Origin of the sequence: Pseudomonas marginalis, assembly GCF_024169655.1 — a bacterium.
Lineage (GTDB): Bacteria > Pseudomonadota > Gammaproteobacteria > Pseudomonadales > Pseudomonadaceae > Aquipseudomonas > Aquipseudomonas paraveronii.
The window spans coordinates 1,767,785-1,782,748 of sequence record NZ_JALJWV010000001.1; the positions used below are offsets into that span (position 1 = coordinate 1,767,785).

Sequence of the window (14,964 nt, forward strand, 5' to 3'; positions counted from 1 at the left end):
TGGTTTATTTGGCCTCGGTAACCGTAAAGTGTTGCCGGGCGCCCGCCACTAGAATCTCCACCTCATCACCGTCGAACTTGCCCAGCAGGCTGTTGCCCAGGGGCGAGCGCGGGGTGATGACGGTGACCGGTTGCCCCACCACCTCCACTTTCAAGCCCGCAGCATCCGGCGCCAGGAACAACCATTGCTGGCGACCGTTTTCGTCTTCCAGGCCTACTAGCGCGCCGACTTCTATGCCCCGTTGCGCATCGTATGCACGCAGTTGCAGTTGCAGGTTCTGGCACAGCGTCAGCGACTGCTTGATTTCCTCCACCCGCTTGGCTTGCCCGGCCGCCAGGTAAGACGCTTCCAGCCCGAGGGTGTCGTATTTGTTTTCCGCGATGTTTTCTTCGTGGGTCGCGGTTTCGTAGGCGGTTTGCGCGGCGCGTTGGGCGATGTCGAGGTCGACGCTGAGTTTTTCCAGGATCAACTGGAGGACGGCGTGTTTATTCATGGTTGGGTTTGATCATTCGCAAAATTGCAGGACATTCGCCCGGCTCTTTTCATTGGGCGCGTTCTGGTCCTGTTGCAGCCAGAACTGGCATTTGGGGTTGGACAGGTTGCGCGCGTTGTTGCGGGCCTGATCCAGGGTTTGCTGTTGTTCCTGCTTGCGCAGGTTCTCTTGATACTGCTCAAACATGCGGTTCGGCGGTTCCGGTGCAACCGGCCTGGGTTTGCCGAGTTGTTGAACGGCCTGGGCGACGGGCGCCAGGCTTTGCGGGAACAGATAGCGAGACGCCAGCCAGGTGGTCAGCGCAATGGCGATAAACCCCAGCCACACGCCCAGGGCGATGGCGAGACAGAGTTTGAACAGCGACAGCGGGCGGTCAGACATGGCGGTCTCCTGGTGGGCATTTGCGGCGTGGCGGCGATTGTCGCACAGCCACCGTGCAGAATAATCGCGATCAAGCCTTCTGCATCGGGGCATTTATGCGGACAATCGAGCCTTTGAGCGTTGGAGCCCGGAATGAAAGCCCGCTGGGATATTTTTTGCAGCGTCGTCGACAACTACGGCGACATTGGCGTGACTTGGCGCCTGGCCCGGCAATTGGTGGTGGAGCACGCTTGTGACGTGCGTTTGTGGGTCGATGACCTGCGGGCCTTCGAGCGCATGTGCCCGCAGATTGATGTGCAACGGGAGCAGCAATGGCAAGAGGGCGTCGACGTGCGCCATTGGCCGGCGCAGTGGTTGGCCACGCCATCGGCGGATGTGGTGATCGCCGCGTTTGCCTGCCAGTTGCCGCCTGAGTACATGGAGGCGATGGCCGCGTGCGAGCGTGCGCCGTTGTGGATGAACCTGGACTACCTGAGTGCCGAAGACTGGGTGGTGGGGTGTCATCGCCTGCCGTCGGTGAAGTTCAAGGGCGTGCAGAAGTACTTCTTTTTCCCCGGCTTTCGGTCGGGCACCGGTGGCCTGTTGCGTGAGGCGGGGTTGCTGCAACAGCGCCAGGCGTTTCAACAGGATGCGCGCGCACAGCAACAATTCCTGCAAAGCCTGGGCGTATTTCCCGCAGCCGGTGCGCGGTTGATGTCGCTGTTCGCCTACGAAAATGCCGCGCTTGCCGGTTGGCTGGACGTGTTGGCGACGGACGGGCGCGCCACTCATCTGCTGGTGCCGGAAGGGCGCATCCTCGGCGATATGCAGCGCTGGCTCGGCGTGGATCGGCTGGCGGCTGGCGATATACACCGGCGCGACGGCCTCACCGTGCAGGTGCTGCCGTTCGTGCGCCAGGAGCAATATGACCGCCTGCTGTGGTGTTGCGAGTTCAACGCCGTGCGCGGTGAAGACTCCTTCGTTCGCGCTCAATGGGCCGGGCGCCCGTTGCTGTGGCACATCTATCGCCAGGACGAAGACATCCATCTGGACAAGCTCGACGCCTTTCTGGAACTGTACACCGCAGCCCTCTCGCCGGCGGCAAAAGCCGCAGTGGTGGCGCTTTGGCAGGCCTGGAACACCGAGGGCGATATGGCCCAGCCGTGGAAAAAGCTGCTGGAACACTGGCCGGAAGTGGCTGCACACGCCGAAACATGGTGTCTGGAACAGGCCTTGCAGGCGGATCTTGCGACGGCGCTGGTACAGTTTTATGAAAGTTGGATATGATACGCGACCTTGATTTTTGTAAACCCCATCCAAATTTCGGATATCTGCAATGAAAACTGGTAAAGAACTGAAACCCGGTATGGTAATCCGTATCGACAACGACCCTTGGTTGGTTCAGAAAGCTGAGTTCACCAAGTCGGGCCGTAACAGCGCGATCATGAAGACCAAGCTGAAAAACCTGCTGACTGGTTACAAGACCGAAACCGTTTACAGCGCCGATGACAAGCTGGACGACGTGATCCTCGACCGTAAAGAAGCGACCCTGTCCTTCATCAGCGGCGACGCTTACACGTTCATGGACACCACTGACTACACCATGTACGAGCTGAACGCTGAAGATATCGAAGCCGTTCTGCCGTTCGTTGAAGAAGGTATGGACGACGTCTGCGAAGCTATTTTCTTCGAAGACCGCCTGGTTTCCGTAGAGCTGCCGACCACTATCGTGCGTAAGGTTGCCTACACCGAAGGTTCCGCTCGCGGCGACACTTCGGGCAAAGTCATGAAGCCTGCCAAACTGGCTAACGGTACCGAACTGCAAGTGGCCGATTTCATCGAAATCGACGACATGATCGAGATCGACACCCGTGAAGGTGGTTCGTACAAAGGTCGCGCCAAGAAGTAATTCTGGCCCCTCCGATACGAAAAAAAGCCCGACCTTGAGTCGGGCTTTTTCGTGGGCGTTTAGTTGTCACTTCAGGTGTGGCTTCAGCATCATCAGCAGTACGGGTCAGACGGTGACGTGCAGACGCACATCGACGTTGCCACGGGTGGCGTTTGAGTACGGGCAGACTTGGTGGGCGGCGTCGACCAGGCTTTGCGCATCATCCTGGGCCAGGCCCGGCAGGCTGATATGCAGGTCGATATCCAGACCGAAGCCGCCGGGGATTTGACCGATGCCGACATGGGCAGTGATCGACGCATCATCCGGGATTTTGCGTTTGGTCTGGCTGGCGACGAATTTCAGTGCGCCGATAAAGCAGGCCGAGTAGCCGGCGGCGAACAGTTGTTCCGGGTTAGTGGCCTGACCGCCAGCGCCGCCGAGTTCCTTGGGGGTGGAGAGTTTGACGTCGAGGATGTTGTCGTTGGAAACGGCACGACCATCACGGCCGCCGGTGGCGGTGGCTACTGCGGTATAGAGCGTTTGCATGGTGTTGTCCTCTTGGTGTTTTGCGCTAAATATTTGCGCGCTAAGTAGTTGGTGAGATGAATGTATAGCGCTAATGTTTAGTGCGCAAGATAAATTTCAGGATTTTTTCGTAAGGGCACCTCAAAACCACCTGTGGGAGGGGATTGCCCCCTCCGCAGGTATTGGGCTTGGGTGTGTTTAGACCGCGCCTTGCAGATTGCCCCGCAACGCAATCAAATCAGCTTGCAGCTTGCGCAGTTGCTCCAGCTCCAGGCCGCTGGCGCCGAGGATGCACTGAGGAATGCCCTTGGCCTTGTCTTGCAAGGCACGGCCAGCGTCGGTCAGTTCCACCACCACCACTCGCTCGTCTTCGCGACTGCGCGTGCGGCTGAGCAGGCCTTCGGCTTCCAGGCGCTTGAGCAGGGGGGTCAGGGAGCCGGGATCGGTCAGCAGGCGGCTGCTGATTTCGCCGACGGTCAAGCCATCCTCTTCCCACAGCACCATCATGGCCAGGTACTGCGGATAGGTCAGGCCCAAGGCTTGCAGCAGCGGTTTGTAGACCTTGGTCATCAGCAATGAGGTGGAGTGCAGGGCGAAGCACAGCTGGTTATCCAGCAACAGGGATTGGCAAGGATCGGGATTTTTGCTCATGGCGCGGCCTCAAAAAAACGTGTCTGGCTGGAATCTAGCGGGCAAGTCTTTAATGCGCCAGATAATTCTGTGCGAGTGGTCAGACCAAGCCGCTTTGCAGCGCCAGGTCCCAGGGCGGCACCGGGCTGAAGCGCGATTTCAGGTATTCGAGCAACAAGCGACTGCGTGCGTTCGGCTGTTGTTCCAGGCGCAGTGCGTAGATGCCGGTGGTTTCCGGGCTGGGCAGGCCGTTTTCGCAAAACAGCGGCAAGAGTTCGCCGCGGACCAGGTATTCACTGGCCAGCCAGGTGGGCAGGTGCGCGATGCCCAGTCCGGCCAGGGCGCCGGAGAGCAGGGCTTCGGCGTTGTTGGCGCTCATGCGGATGCGTTGCGGGCGATAGGTGGCGCGGCGCCCGTCCAGTTCGAAGCGCCAGGCGAACATTGGTGCCAAGCCATCCCAGTCCAGCCCGTCGTGTTCGCTGAGGTCTCGCGGATGGGTCGGCGTGCCACGGTTTTTCAGGTAGGCCGGGCTGGCGCAGGCAATGCGCACGATACTGGCCAGCGGCGTGGCGATCAGCCGGGTGTCGACGATATGCCCGGCGCGCAGCACTAGATCGACCTTGCCCAGGTGGGCGCCCTGCATGTCCACAAAGCTATCGATCAAGTGCAGGTGTACATCCAGCCCGGGGTAGACGTTCAGGAAGTCGGCGATCACCGGCGCCAGATGCCGTCGACCGAACGCCGCCGGTGCATCCACGCGAATCAGGCCCTCCGGCGCATGGCTCAACGACACCGCTTCCGCCCGCGCCAATTGCAACTCGGTGACGATGCGCCGCGCCCGCTCGGCGAACGCCAGGCCGGCCGGTGTCGGCAGCACCGCATGGGTGCTGCGCTGGAACAAGCGGCTGCCCACCGAGCTTTCCAGGCTGTCGATGCGTCGGGCCACGGCCGAAGGTGTCAGCGGATGGCGACGTGCGGCGGCGGAAAAACTGCCGGTTTCCAGTACATCGAGAAACAGGCTGAGTTGATCGGTCAGAATATTCGGGTTCATCGGTCGATGCTTATGCGAGATTGGCACAGCCATTGTGCGTTGCTGTGCGTATCCGCGCCAGAGCGGACTGCGTAGCATGCAAGGCTTGGGATGGTGGAGTAATGCGTGGTGTTGGATTTAGCGATGTACCTGGTATTAGGCGCGGCATTGGGCACGGTGGGCGGCCTGTTTGGCATTGGCGGCGGGTTGATTGCCATCCCGGTGCTCGGCGTGCTGTTCGGCCTCGATCAGCAGATCGCCCAAGGCACCGCGCTGGTGATGGTGGTGCCCAACGTGATGCTCGCGCTGTGGCGTTATCACCAGCGCAATCGCATTGAACTGCGCCACGCGCTGCCGCTGGGGGTGATGGGTTTCAGCTTTGCCTGGCTCGGCTCGATCTGGGCCGTGGGCCTGGATGCCGGCGCGATGCGCATCGGCTTTATTGCTTTTCTGGTGGCACTGTCGGCCTACAACCTGTTGCGCATGTTTACCCGCAATGCGCCGCCGACGGCACAGATGCGCCATGCCTGGCCGTGGCTCGGCGTGTTGGGCGCGGTCTCCGGCTCCATGGGCGGTTTGTTCGGTGTCGGTGGTGCGGTGGTCGCCACGCCGGTGCTGACCAGCGTGTTCGGCACCACCCAGGTGGTGGCCCAAGGCTTGTCCCTGGCCTTGGCGTTGCCCAGCACCGGGGTGACCCTCGTCACCTACGCCTGGCACCACGAGGTGGACTGGATGATCGGCATCCCCCTGGCGGTCGGCGGCCTGCTCAGCATCAGTTGGGGGGTGAAAGTCGCCCACGCCCTGCCGGAGCGCCTGTTGCGCGGTTTGTTCTGCGGTTTCCTGGTGGTGTGCGCGGTGATGCTGACGTTTAAAGTTTGAAGCCTTCGATGATGTACTCCGCCAGGCAGTCGGTGATGGGCGACGTCATCAGCGGGTTACGCAACAAGCGCAGATTCATCGACGGCAAGGGTGGGAAACCATCGTCGCTGCCGAGCACGCGCAGGTCATCGGTCACCAGGCTTTCCATGCTGACCATCGCCGCCAGGCCGGCGCTGACCACGGCCTGGATCGCCGCGCCGTTGGAACTGTTGTAGGCCAGGCGATAATTGCGCCCGGCGGTGTCCAGTGCGGTACGGGCCCACTGGTTGTAAAGGCAGTCGGCGCCAGGCAACGCCAGCGGCACGGCGTCGTGTTCGTCCACGCAGAAGCACGGCGCCGCCGCCCACACGATGCGCTCGGTGCGCAACAACTCGCCGATATCATTGCCGGGCTCGCGGCTGATTACCGTCAACGCGAGGTCCCGCCGTTGCATCAGCACCGTTGACGCCTCGCAGTGCATCTCGATCTGGATCAGCGGGTACGCCTTGGAAAACTGTTTCAGAATTCCCGGTAGGAAGCGCATCACATAGTCGTCCGGGGTGCCAATGCGCACCAGCCCGACCATATGCGGTTCGCGCAAGGTATTGAACACCTCGCTGTGCAGTTTCAGGATGCGCCGCGCATACCCCAGCAGCACCTGGCCCTCGGGTGTCAGCCGCACTTGCCGACCGTCGCGTTCGAACAGTTTGCGCTGCAGCACGTCTTCTTCCAGACGCTTCATCTGCATGCTCACCGCCGATTGGGTGCGGTTGACCTGCTCGCCGGCACGGGTAAACCCGCCCTGGTCGGCGATGGCGACGAAGGTGCGCAGCACGTCGGTGTCGATGCTTGGGTAGGGAGCCAAATGATCAATCTCCGAGATGTATTTCATAAGAAACATTCGTTGGATTGATCATAGCCTCCGACACACACTTGCGTCATCCCCATGGGAGGGCGAGAAGATGAAAGGTCAAACAGGTTTTGTAGTAGTGGCGAAGCGGCCGTTTCGCGGGCTGTTCCAGGCGATTGCACGGTGGCAGACGCTGCATCACGAGCGGCGGTTGCTGGCCACCTTGAGCGATGCGGCGCTCAAGGACATCGGGCTGAGCCGCGCCGACGTGGAGCGCGAAACCCATCGGCATTTCTGGGAAGATCCGCTGCGAAAATGACCGAGGATGCAGTAGGGTAGTGGGCAGGCTCATACGGAGATGCCCATGCCCGCCGACCTGTCTTTTTCCCTCAAGCAAGCGCGCCGCATGGCACTGGCGGCGCAGGGGTTTTCCGGGCGCCAGGCGCCCGCGTTGATCAAGGCCACGCACCTCAACCGCTTGATTGAACGCCTGGGCGTGGTGCAGATCGATTCGGTCAATGCCGTGGTGCGTTCCCATTACCTGCCGTTATTTTCCCGCCTTGGCCAGTACCCCCCGTCATTGCTTGAGCAGGCCGCGTGGAGCCAGGGCCGACAGCGTTCGTTGTTCGAATATTGGGGGCATGAGGCCTCGTTGTTGCCGATGGCACTGTACCCCTTGATGCGCTGGCGCATGGAGCGGGCAAAACAGGGGCAGGGCATCTATGCGCAGATGGCGCGCTTTGGTCGCGAGCAGCAGGCCATCATCCAGCGCGTCTTGAACACCGTCGAACAACAGGGCGCCCTGGGCGCGGGCAGTCTGTCGACCCGCGAAGAGCGCGCCGGCCCCTGGTGGGACTGGAGTGATGAAAAGCACGCGCTGGAATGGCTGTTCGCTGCTGGCCTGGTCACGGTTGCCGGTCGGCGCGGGTTTGAGCGGCTCTACGATTTACCTGAGCGCGTCATTCCCGGCGACAGGCTTTACCACGCCCCGCTGAGCGAGGCCGAGGCTCAGCGCGGTTTGCTGCTGCACAGCGCGACCGCGCTGGGCGTCGGCAGCGAAAAAGACCTGCGCGATTACTTCCGTCTGGAGCCTGCCGACACTCGCAACCGCTTGGCCGAGCTGGTCGAAGACGGCCAATTGCTGACGTGCCGGGTGCAGGGCTGGAAGCAGCCGGCCTATTGCCTGCCGGAGCCGAAAGTACCGCGCAAGGTGCCGGCCAGCGCACTGCTGTCGCCGTTCGATTCGCTGATCTGGGAGCGCAGCCGCACCGAGCGTTTGTTCGATTTCCGTTATCGGCTGGAGATCTACACCCCGCAAGACAAGCGGGTGTACGGCTACTACGTGCTGCCGTTTCTGCACAACGAGCGCATCGCCGCGCGCGTCGACCTGCGCGCCGAACGTGCGCACGGGCGCCTGGCCGTGCATGCGGTACACGAAGAAGAGCCGGGGCTGGATGAGGAGGGGATGCGTGCGTTGGCGCTGAACTTGCGGCAAATGGCCGACTGGCTGGGCCTGGAACAGGTGCAGCTCAATTGTCAGCGGCCGAGTGCCGACCGACTAAGGGCGGCGATGCTCACACAACTGTAGGAGCGAGCAGGCTCGCTCCTACAGAATGCGCTCACCGTTTTACTTGCTTCAACGTTTCGGCGATCAGGAACGCCAGCTCCAGCGACTGGTCGGCATTCATCCGCGGGTCGCAGTGGGTGTGGTAGCGGTCCGACAAGCCGTCTTCGGTGATTGGCCGCGCACCGCCGATGCATTCGGTGACGTTCTGCCCGGTCATCTCGATATGAATCCCGCCGGCATAGGTGCCTTCGGCTTCGTGTACCTGGAAGAATTCCTTCACCTCGCCGAGGATCTGCGCAAAGTCGCGGGTCTTGTAGCCGCTGCTGGCCTTGATGGTGTTGCCGTGCATCGGGTCGGAGCTCCACAGCACCTGCTTGCCCTCGCGCTGCACGGCGCGAAGCAGCGCCGGCAGGTGGTCGCCGACCTTGTTGGCGCCCATGCGCGCGATCAGGTTCAAGCGGCCGGGGTCGTTGTCCGGGTTGAGGATGTCGATCAGGCGGATCAGGTCGTCCGGATTCATGCTCGGGCCGACCTTGACCCCGATCGGGTTGTGTACCCCGCGCAGGAACTCGACGTGGGCGCCGTCCAACTGACGGGTGCGATCACCGATCCACAGCATGTGGGCCGAGCAGTCGTAGTAGTCGTTGGTCAGGCTGTCGCGGCGCACGAAGGCTTGTTCATAGTTGAGCAGCAGCGCTTCGTGGGCGGTGAAGAAGCTGGTTTCGCGCAGTTGCGGCGAGCTGTCCATGCCGCAGGCGCGCATGAAGGCCAGGGTTTCGTCGATGCGGTTCGCCAGTTGGCTGTACTTCTCGGCCAGTGCGGAGTTGGCGATGAAGTCCAGGTTCCACTTGTGTACCTGATGCAGGTCGGCAAACCCGCCCTGGGCGAAGGCGCGCAGCAGGTTAAGGGTGGCGGTGGACTGGTGGTAGGACTGCAGCAGGCGGTCGGGGTCCGGCACGCGGTTTTTTTCGTCGAAGCCGATACCGTTGACGATATCGCCACGGTAGGCCGGCAGGGTGACGCCATCGATGGTTTCATCGTTGGACGAGCGCGGCTTGGCGAACTGGCCGGCCATGCGCCCGACTTTCACCACCGGGCAGCCGGCGGCGAAGGTCATCACGATGGCCATCTGCAGCAGCACCTTGAAGGTGTCGCGGATTTTTGCGGCGGAGAACTCGGCAAAACTCTCGGCGCAATCGCCGCCTTGCAGCAGGAAGGCGCGCCCCTGGGTCACCTCGGCAAACTGACGGCGCAACTCGCGGGCCTCCCCGGCAAACACCAGCGGCGGGTAGCTGGCCAGGCTCTGCTCCACCTGCAACAGGTGCGCAGCGTCCGGGTACTGGGGTTGTTGCTGGATCGGCAGGGCGCGCCAGCTGTCGGGGCTCCAGGGTTGGCTCATCGTGAACTCGATAGGGTGATTGACGGTCGGGCGCCAATGTTATCAGCAATTAGTGCGTGACCTGTTGCCGCTGGTTGGCCGACAATCGCGCCTTTGCCGTGGGGTTAGACCCTTTAGGAGTTGAGATGACCGAGGAGCGTGTCGAGCGCCTGCTGGCCGAGGTCCATGATGACTTCGGCATTGTCCGTGTGCTCGAAGTGGCCGATTACCGTTTTCTCGAGTTTGGCGACGCCATCGAGCAAAGCTGCGTGTTCACCGCCGACCCGAGCTGGCTGGAGTACGACTACACCCGTGCGATGCTGATCGGTGCGTTGTGCCATGAGCAGCCGGAGAGCGCGTTGTTCCTCGGCCTGGGCGCCGGCACGCTGACCCAGGCGTGCCTCAAGTTCCTGCCGCTGGAGGATGTCGAGGCCATCGAGCTGCGCCCCGATGTGCCGCGCCTGGCCATTGAGTACCTGGGGCTGGACGACGATCCACGCTTGTACATCCGCATTGGCGACGCTCTGGAATTGCTCGAAACCGCCGAAACTGCCGACCTGATTTTTGTCGACCTGTACACCGACGTCGGCCCCGGCGTCGGGCACCTGGCCTGGACCTTCCTGGAAAACTGTCAGAAGAAACTCAACCCCGGCGGTTGGCTGGTGATCAACCAGTGGGCCACCGACGATGGCAAGCCTTTGGGTGCGGCTTTGTTGCGCGGGTTGTATCACCGGCATTATTGGGAGCTGCCGGTGAAGGAGGGCAATGTGATCCTGCTGGTGCCTTCGGAGTTGGATCAGGAGCTGGACCATGCCGCGCTCTCGGCCCGCGCCGAAGCGCTGGCGCCGCGACTGGGCTATTCGTTGCAGCCATTGATCAAGGCGATTCGGCCGGCAACCTAGTTGTCTGAACGGGCGTCATCGCAGGCAAGCCCACTCCCACATTTGACCGAGCACATCCTGAAGGAATGCGGTCGATGTGGGCGCGGGCTTGCTCGCGATGACGGCGGCACGGCCAACTCAAATTCCCCTGAATACCCCTGGGCGCTTCTCGAGCATGGCGCGCACGCCTTCCTTGGCGTCTTCGCTGTTGAGCAATTGCTCGACCACCGGCGGCAATGCGGCCGCCGCGACGGCTTCGCCCTCCATGCGCGCCAGGCGGGCCGACATCAAGGTGGCCTGCACGCCGAGCGGCGCCTGGCGTGCGATGCGGCTGGCCAGTTCGACGGCGCGCGGCAGCAAGTCTTCGCTGGCCATCACCTCCTGCACCAACCCTAGGCGCAGGGCTTCGTGGGCATCGAACTCATCGCCGGTGAGCAGCCAGCGCATCGCGTTGCCCCAGCCGGCAATCTGATGAAAGCGCAACGTCGCACCGCCAAATGGAAAGATCCCACGCTGTACTTCCATTTGCGCGAAGCGGGTGTTGCTCGCGCAAAGATTGATATCCGCCGCCAGCATCAACTCGATACCAAGAGTCAGGCAGTAGCCCTGGGCGGCGACGATCACCGGTTTGCTGACCCGTGGGCCGGCGAATACGCCCCAGGGATCGCAGCCCCCGAGTGGCGGTTGCCAACCTCCTGCCATCACCCCACTGACGTTGGCCAGGTCCAGCCCGGCGGTGAAGTGGTCGCCGTGGGCGAACACCACGGCCACCCGCGCATCGTCATTTCGATCAAATTCGCCATAGGCCAGGCTCAGTTCGTTGAGTAGCTCCAGGTTAAAGGCATTGCGCTTGGCGACCCGATCCAGGCCCAACAGCAGGACATGGTCCTTGTATTCACGGCTGACGAGGCTGCTGCTGGCTTGATTCATCGGGTGTGCCCTCGGGCGCAGGGAAGGGTTTCGGACCAAAGGAGCTGAGTGGGCGGGTGAACCGTTTAAGCGTTTTAACCCACAAGGCCGGGCACTTGAAAAATAGACCTTGGCGCTCATCTGCGCAAAGACGGTGAAGCAGCGCGGTTTATCGGCGCTTTGCGATAAAAAAAGCTCCCTTTTTCAGCTATTTCCGGTATAGTGCGCGCCGGCCTTTAACCGGGCCGCGTTTAGGTAGCGCAATTCCCCGAAGTCAGCTTCGGCTGCACGTCCGTACAGCGGACTCTTCCTTGACGAATCTTTTTCATTCATTCGTTTTCGCAAATCCCCGCCGACAAAGCAGCCAGGGCGACTCTTGAGTCTCAACACGGCATGCGCAGCTTTGGAGCATGGGTCTTTGCGGATGCACTTAGAGGCAGACCCATGACCCAGGAAACCGGCGGCTTCGCCGCTTTTAATCTTAACCCGAACATTCTTGCTGCCGTCATTGCGACTGGCTACGAAGAACCTTCGGCGATTCAGCAGCAATCGATCCCGATCATCATGGCCGGCCAGGACATGATTGGCCAGGCGCAAACCGGTACCGGTAAAACCGCCGCGTTCGCCCTGCCTATCCTGCACTGCATCGATCCTGCCAAGCGCGAACCGCAAGCCCTGATCCTGGCGCCAACTCGTGAGTTGGCGCTGCAAGTAGCAACCGCTTTTGAAACCTACGCCAAGCAAATGCCAGGCGTAACCGTTGTGGCCGTCTACGGCGGCGCGCCGATGGGCCCGCAACTCAAGGCTATCCGTAATGGTGCACAGATCGTTGTCGCCACCCCGGGTCGTCTGTGCGACCACCTGCGTCGTGACGAGAAAGTCCTGTCGACCGTGAACCACCTGGTTCTGGACGAAGCTGACGAAATGCTGAAACTGGGCTTCATGGATGACCTGGAAGTCATCTTCAAAGCGCTGCCAGCGACCCGTCAGACCGTGCTGTTCTCGGCCACCCTGCCGCAGTCGATCCGTGCCATTGCCGAACGCCACCTGCGCGATCCGCAACATGTGAAGATCCAGACCAAGACTCAGACCGTTACCGCGATCGAACAGGCTCACCTGTTGGTTCACGCTGACCAGAAGACCTCGGCTGTATTGAGCCTGCTGGAAGTCGAAGACTTCGACGCGCTGATCATGTTCGTGCGCACCAAGCAAGCGACCCTGGACCTGGCCAGTGCCCTCGAAGCCAAAGGCTACAAAGCCGCTGCGCTGAACGGTGACATCGCCCAGAACCAACGTGAGCGCGTGATCGAGTCCCTCAAGGATGGCCGTCTGGACATCGTTGTGGCGACCGACGTTGCTGCGCGTGGCCTCGACGTTCCGCGTATCACCCACGTGTTCAACGTTGACATGCCTTACGATCCAGAGTCCTACGTTCACCGTATCGGCCGTACCGGCCGTGCCGGTCGCGAAGGTCGCGCACTGCTGCTGGTGACGCCACGTGAGCGCCGCATGCTGCAAGTGATCGAGCGTGTGACCGGTCAGAAGGTTGCTGAGGTCCGCCTGCCGGATGCCCAGGCCGTTCTCGATGCCCGCATCAAGAAACTGACCAACAGCCTGTCGCCGCTGGTGGCTGACGCTGAATCGACCCACGGCGAGCTGTTGGATCGCCTGACTGCCGATATCGGTTGCACCCCGCGTGCCCTGGCTGCAGCCCTGCTGCGCAAGGCAACCAACGGTCAGGCCCTGACCCTGGCAGCGATCGAGAAAGAACGCCCACTGGTACCGAACAACGCTCCGCGCGGTGATCGTCCAGAGCGTACTGGCGACCGTCCGGACCGTGGTGATCGTGAGCGTCGCGCTCCGGTGCCATTGGCTGAAGGCCGTGCTCGCTGCCGTACCGCGCTGGGCGCGCGTGACGGTATCGCCGCCAAGAACCTGCTGGGCGCTATCCTCAACGAGGGTGGCCTGGCACGTGAAGCCATCGGTCGCATCCAGGTCCGTGACAGCTTCTCCCTGGTGGAGCTGCCGGAAGACGGTCTGGAAAAACTGCTGACCAAGCTGAAAGACACTCGCGTTGCCGGTAAGCAGCTCAAACTGCGTCGCTACCGCGAAGATTGATCCGCCTCTGGGCTGATTGATCGCACATAAAAAATCCCCGACTGGTTCGGGGATTTTTTTTGCCCGGCGCTTGGCCAGAGGAGGCCGCTGGAAAGACCGGGGGAGGGCGGCGTTTTCACCAATGCAGTCGCGACTGTCAGCTGCCGATCTCGCTGGTTTTAGGAAAAGTCCGGGCGTCTGAGCGGTTTTTCTGGCTGCCTACTTGGGTGTAAACCACTTATTGTTGAGTGATGAAGTGTTGCGGATAAGTGAGCATTGCATCGATCAAGATTGTTGAAATATCTGGGCATTACGGCGGTTGTTGAGCCGATGTATATCGAGCATGTTAGGGATGCAACTGGGAAAGGTTGGTGTGTCGTCCTGCCGACGGACAGGCAGCGAATTTGAAGTCTATTGATTGTTTTTTTCCGGAAAAGGTTTGTAGCTGTTATGCGTGTTAATTATTCACAGTTTTTTCCACAAGTAATTCCTGAACCTGTTGTTTATCCGCCCACGTTGCCGCCAGTTAATGGGGCGGGAGTACAACGAAGCGACCACAACGAAGAACGCAGTTTGCAGCAGGCAAAGCGCACGTTCATTTCGGATGCTGTGCCCACTCGCTTGACAAGAAGTACGCCAGCAGTGCCTGTGGAGCGTACGACCACGACCTCAACGCTGAATAGGGTGAGCGATCCAAAACCCGAAATTAAGAATGTGTCCACGTCACCCAATGGGCTGTATTACGTGAAGTATTCACTTCCCGCGCCTGGCGCCGGGTTGAGCAATATCACATTTCCAATGAGTATCGACGAGGGCCAGCAGCGAAAGGGTAGCGAGGGTGCGGGGATTTATTATGCGATGCATTTCCGCGTTAACGATGAGCAAGGTGCGCGTCTGGGCCGTGGTTATATTGGCCTGCAGCCACGGGGGGATGGCAAGGCGCTGATTGTGTTTTCTGGAAACGGCGAGCATTTCAAGGCGCCACAAGGCCGCGACGAGTTTGATGGAGGAGTGGGGGCCAGCAATAGCACACTGGTAGATTTTAAGTTTGGGAACAAATATAACCTGACCGTGGAGCGCGATGCTGAAAATCCCCGGAAGCTGAGAGGGTTTATTCAGGATGTCACGGACCCCGATAAGCCAGGGCCCAAGCAACATGTTAAAGATATTTATGTCGATCAGAACGCGGCGTTGGCCGGTAATGAGGTAGGGTTCGTGGAACACTACGGCGCGAAAATAAACCAGAGTTCACAGATTGCCCCCACTCGCGGTAGTTTTTCCGCACCCTTCACTCAAGATGATAAGGGCAATATCAAGGTTGGCGAAATCAAGAGTGGTGGACTCTATGGCAGGTACAAGAACTCACTGGTAGGTAACCAGCAGGTTATCAGCGAAGGCGGTAAAGGTAAGGAGATACACTTTTCTTTACAGGGAGCGGGTTATGAGAAAGCCTGAAAACCCTCGAAGATGAGGGCTTCCGGTTTTTCCCTGGCGTTTC

At 60.8% G+C, this 14,964-nt stretch carries 16 protein-coding genes; 8 read left to right on the forward strand and 8 right to left on the reverse strand.

The genetic code is table 11. The features are described from left to right. Positions 1-4: 4 nt before the first annotated feature. Both J2Y83_RS07970 and J2Y83_RS07975 read right to left on the reverse strand, forming a co-directional pair. Entirely contained in the window at positions 5-493 is a 489-nt protein-coding gene (locus J2Y83_RS07970) for a GreA/GreB family elongation factor (RefSeq protein ID WP_253394312.1), read from the reverse strand. Between the two features lie 12 nt (positions 494-505). Then, complete coding sequence (locus J2Y83_RS07975; protein WP_253394314.1) at positions 506-874, reverse strand: hypothetical protein; 369 nt, start codon at positions 872-874, stop codon at positions 506-508. 132 nt (positions 875-1,006) lie between these two features. On the opposite strand from J2Y83_RS07975, the gene earP reads away from it, so the two are divergent. After that, on the forward strand, positions 1,007-2,140 hold the full coding sequence (gene earP / locus J2Y83_RS07980; RefSeq protein ID WP_253394316.1) for an elongation factor P maturation arginine rhamnosyltransferase EarP: 1,134 nt from the start codon (positions 1,007-1,009) through the stop codon (positions 2,138-2,140). A 49-nt stretch (positions 2,141-2,189) separates the two neighbouring features. Continuing rightward, positions 2,190-2,762: an elongation factor P gene (locus J2Y83_RS07985; protein ID WP_247401685.1), complete on the forward strand. Its 573-nt coding sequence runs from the start codon at positions 2,190-2,192 to the stop codon at positions 2,760-2,762. 105 nt (positions 2,763-2,867) lie between these two features. Here the strand turns inward: J2Y83_RS07985 and J2Y83_RS07990 are convergent, their stop codons facing one another. From J2Y83_RS07990 to J2Y83_RS08000, 3 genes are all read right to left on the reverse strand, one after another. Beyond that, positions 2,868-3,287, reverse strand: a complete 420-nt coding sequence (locus J2Y83_RS07990) for an organic hydroperoxide resistance protein (RefSeq protein ID WP_010211852.1) — start codon at positions 3,285-3,287, stop codon at positions 2,868-2,870. A gap of 177 nt (positions 3,288-3,464) precedes the next feature. Then, positions 3,465-3,917, reverse strand: coding sequence for a MarR family winged helix-turn-helix transcriptional regulator (locus J2Y83_RS07995; RefSeq protein ID WP_026140352.1), 453 nt, complete (start codon positions 3,915-3,917; stop codon positions 3,465-3,467). 79 nt (positions 3,918-3,996) lie between these two features. Continuing rightward, positions 3,997-4,947, reverse strand: a complete 951-nt coding sequence (locus J2Y83_RS08000; protein WP_253394318.1) for a LysR family transcriptional regulator — start codon at positions 4,945-4,947, stop codon at positions 3,997-3,999. Positions 4,948-5,055: 108 nt separating this feature from the next. Here J2Y83_RS08000 and J2Y83_RS08005 point away from each other — a divergent pair, with 108 nt between their 5' ends. Beyond that, positions 5,056-5,805 (forward strand): sulfite exporter TauE/SafE family protein, encoded by a 750-nt coding sequence (locus J2Y83_RS08005; RefSeq protein WP_247406231.1) that lies wholly within the window; start codon positions 5,056-5,058, stop codon positions 5,803-5,805. Here the strand turns inward: J2Y83_RS08005 and J2Y83_RS08010 are convergent. Beyond that, entirely contained in the window at positions 5,795-6,676 is an 882-nt protein-coding gene (locus tag J2Y83_RS08010; protein WP_253394320.1) for a LysR family transcriptional regulator, read from the reverse strand. The two genes, J2Y83_RS08005 and J2Y83_RS08010, sit on opposite strands and share 11 nt — an antisense overlap. A 70-nt stretch (positions 6,677-6,746) precedes the next feature. Between J2Y83_RS08010 and J2Y83_RS08015 the strand changes: the two genes are divergently transcribed. Both J2Y83_RS08015 and J2Y83_RS08020 read left to right on the forward strand, forming a co-directional pair. Then, positions 6,747-6,953, forward strand: coding sequence for a DUF1127 domain-containing protein (locus J2Y83_RS08015; RefSeq protein ID WP_247406222.1), 207 nt, complete (start codon positions 6,747-6,749; stop codon positions 6,951-6,953). 45 nt (positions 6,954-6,998) lie between these two features. After that, entirely contained in the window at positions 6,999-8,222 is a 1,224-nt protein-coding gene (locus tag J2Y83_RS08020; protein ID WP_253394322.1) for a winged helix-turn-helix domain-containing protein, read from the forward strand. Between the two features lie 31 nt (positions 8,223-8,253). On the opposite strand, the gene J2Y83_RS08025 is transcribed toward J2Y83_RS08020, so the two are convergent. Next, complete coding sequence (locus J2Y83_RS08025; protein WP_253394324.1) at positions 8,254-9,600, reverse strand: class II 3-deoxy-7-phosphoheptulonate synthase; 1,347 nt, start codon at positions 9,598-9,600, stop codon at positions 8,254-8,256. 125 nt (positions 9,601-9,725) lie between these two features. On the opposite strand from J2Y83_RS08025, the gene J2Y83_RS08030 reads away from it, so the two are divergent. Next, a complete protein-coding gene (locus J2Y83_RS08030; RefSeq protein WP_253394325.1) occupies positions 9,726-10,481 on the forward strand; it encodes a spermidine synthase in 756 nt (251 codons plus the stop codon). A gap of 117 nt (positions 10,482-10,598) precedes the next feature. Here J2Y83_RS08030 and J2Y83_RS08035 read toward each other — a convergent pair whose 3' ends face one another. Next, positions 10,599-11,390 (reverse strand): crotonase/enoyl-CoA hydratase family protein, encoded by a 792-nt coding sequence (locus J2Y83_RS08035; protein WP_253394326.1) that lies wholly within the window; start codon positions 11,388-11,390, stop codon positions 10,599-10,601. Between the two features lie 423 nt (positions 11,391-11,813). On the opposite strand from J2Y83_RS08035, the gene J2Y83_RS08040 reads away from it, so the two are divergent. Both J2Y83_RS08040 and J2Y83_RS08045 read left to right on the forward strand, forming a co-directional pair. Continuing rightward, positions 11,814-13,487, forward strand: coding sequence for a DEAD/DEAH box helicase (locus J2Y83_RS08040; RefSeq protein WP_247398418.1), 1,674 nt, complete (start codon positions 11,814-11,816; stop codon positions 13,485-13,487). A 429-nt stretch (positions 13,488-13,916) separates the two neighbouring features. Continuing rightward, positions 13,917-14,921, forward strand: a complete 1,005-nt coding sequence (locus J2Y83_RS08045; protein ID WP_253394327.1) for a hypothetical protein — start codon at positions 13,917-13,919, stop codon at positions 14,919-14,921. The last annotated feature ends 43 nt before the right edge of the window (positions 14,922-14,964 follow it).

Excerpts from the sequence above, each read along its gene's own strand:
- J2Y83_RS07970 (WP_253394312.1), bottom strand. The coding sequence starts at position 493 with ATGAATAAACACGCCGTCCTCCAGTTGATCCTGGAAAAACTCAGCGTC.
- J2Y83_RS07975 (WP_253394314.1), bottom strand. The coding sequence starts at position 874 with ATGTCTGACCGCCCGCTGTCGCTGTTCAAACTCTGTCTCGCCATCGCC.
- earP (WP_253394316.1), top strand. The coding sequence starts at position 1,007 with ATGAAAGCCCGCTGGGATATTTTTTGCAGCGTCGTCGACAACTACGGC.
- J2Y83_RS07985 (WP_247401685.1), top strand. The coding sequence starts at position 2,190 with ATGAAAACTGGTAAAGAACTGAAACCCGGTATGGTAATCCGTATCGAC.
- J2Y83_RS07990 (WP_010211852.1), bottom strand. The coding sequence starts at position 3,287 with ATGCAAACGCTCTATACCGCAGTAGCCACCGCCACCGGCGGCCGTGAT.
- J2Y83_RS07995 (WP_026140352.1), bottom strand. The coding sequence starts at position 3,917 with ATGAGCAAAAATCCCGATCCTTGCCAATCCCTGTTGCTGGATAACCAG.
- J2Y83_RS08000 (WP_253394318.1), bottom strand. The coding sequence starts at position 4,947 with ATGAACCCGAATATTCTGACCGATCAACTCAGCCTGTTTCTCGATGTA.
- J2Y83_RS08010 (WP_253394320.1), bottom strand. The coding sequence starts at position 6,676 with ATGAAATACATCTCGGAGATTGATCATTTGGCTCCCTACCCAAGCATC.
- J2Y83_RS08015 (WP_247406222.1), top strand. The coding sequence starts at position 6,747 with ATGAAAGGTCAAACAGGTTTTGTAGTAGTGGCGAAGCGGCCGTTTCGC.
- J2Y83_RS08020 (WP_253394322.1), top strand. The coding sequence starts at position 6,999 with ATGCCCGCCGACCTGTCTTTTTCCCTCAAGCAAGCGCGCCGCATGGCA.
- J2Y83_RS08025 (WP_253394324.1), bottom strand. The coding sequence starts at position 9,600 with ATGAGCCAACCCTGGAGCCCCGACAGCTGGCGCGCCCTGCCGATCCAG.
- J2Y83_RS08030 (WP_253394325.1), top strand. The coding sequence starts at position 9,726 with ATGACCGAGGAGCGTGTCGAGCGCCTGCTGGCCGAGGTCCATGATGAC.
- J2Y83_RS08035 (WP_253394326.1), bottom strand. The coding sequence starts at position 11,390 with ATGAATCAAGCCAGCAGCAGCCTCGTCAGCCGTGAATACAAGGACCAT.
- J2Y83_RS08040 (WP_247398418.1), top strand. The coding sequence starts at position 11,814 with ATGACCCAGGAAACCGGCGGCTTCGCCGCTTTTAATCTTAACCCGAAC.
- J2Y83_RS08045 (WP_253394327.1), top strand. The coding sequence starts at position 13,917 with ATGCGTGTTAATTATTCACAGTTTTTTCCACAAGTAATTCCTGAACCT.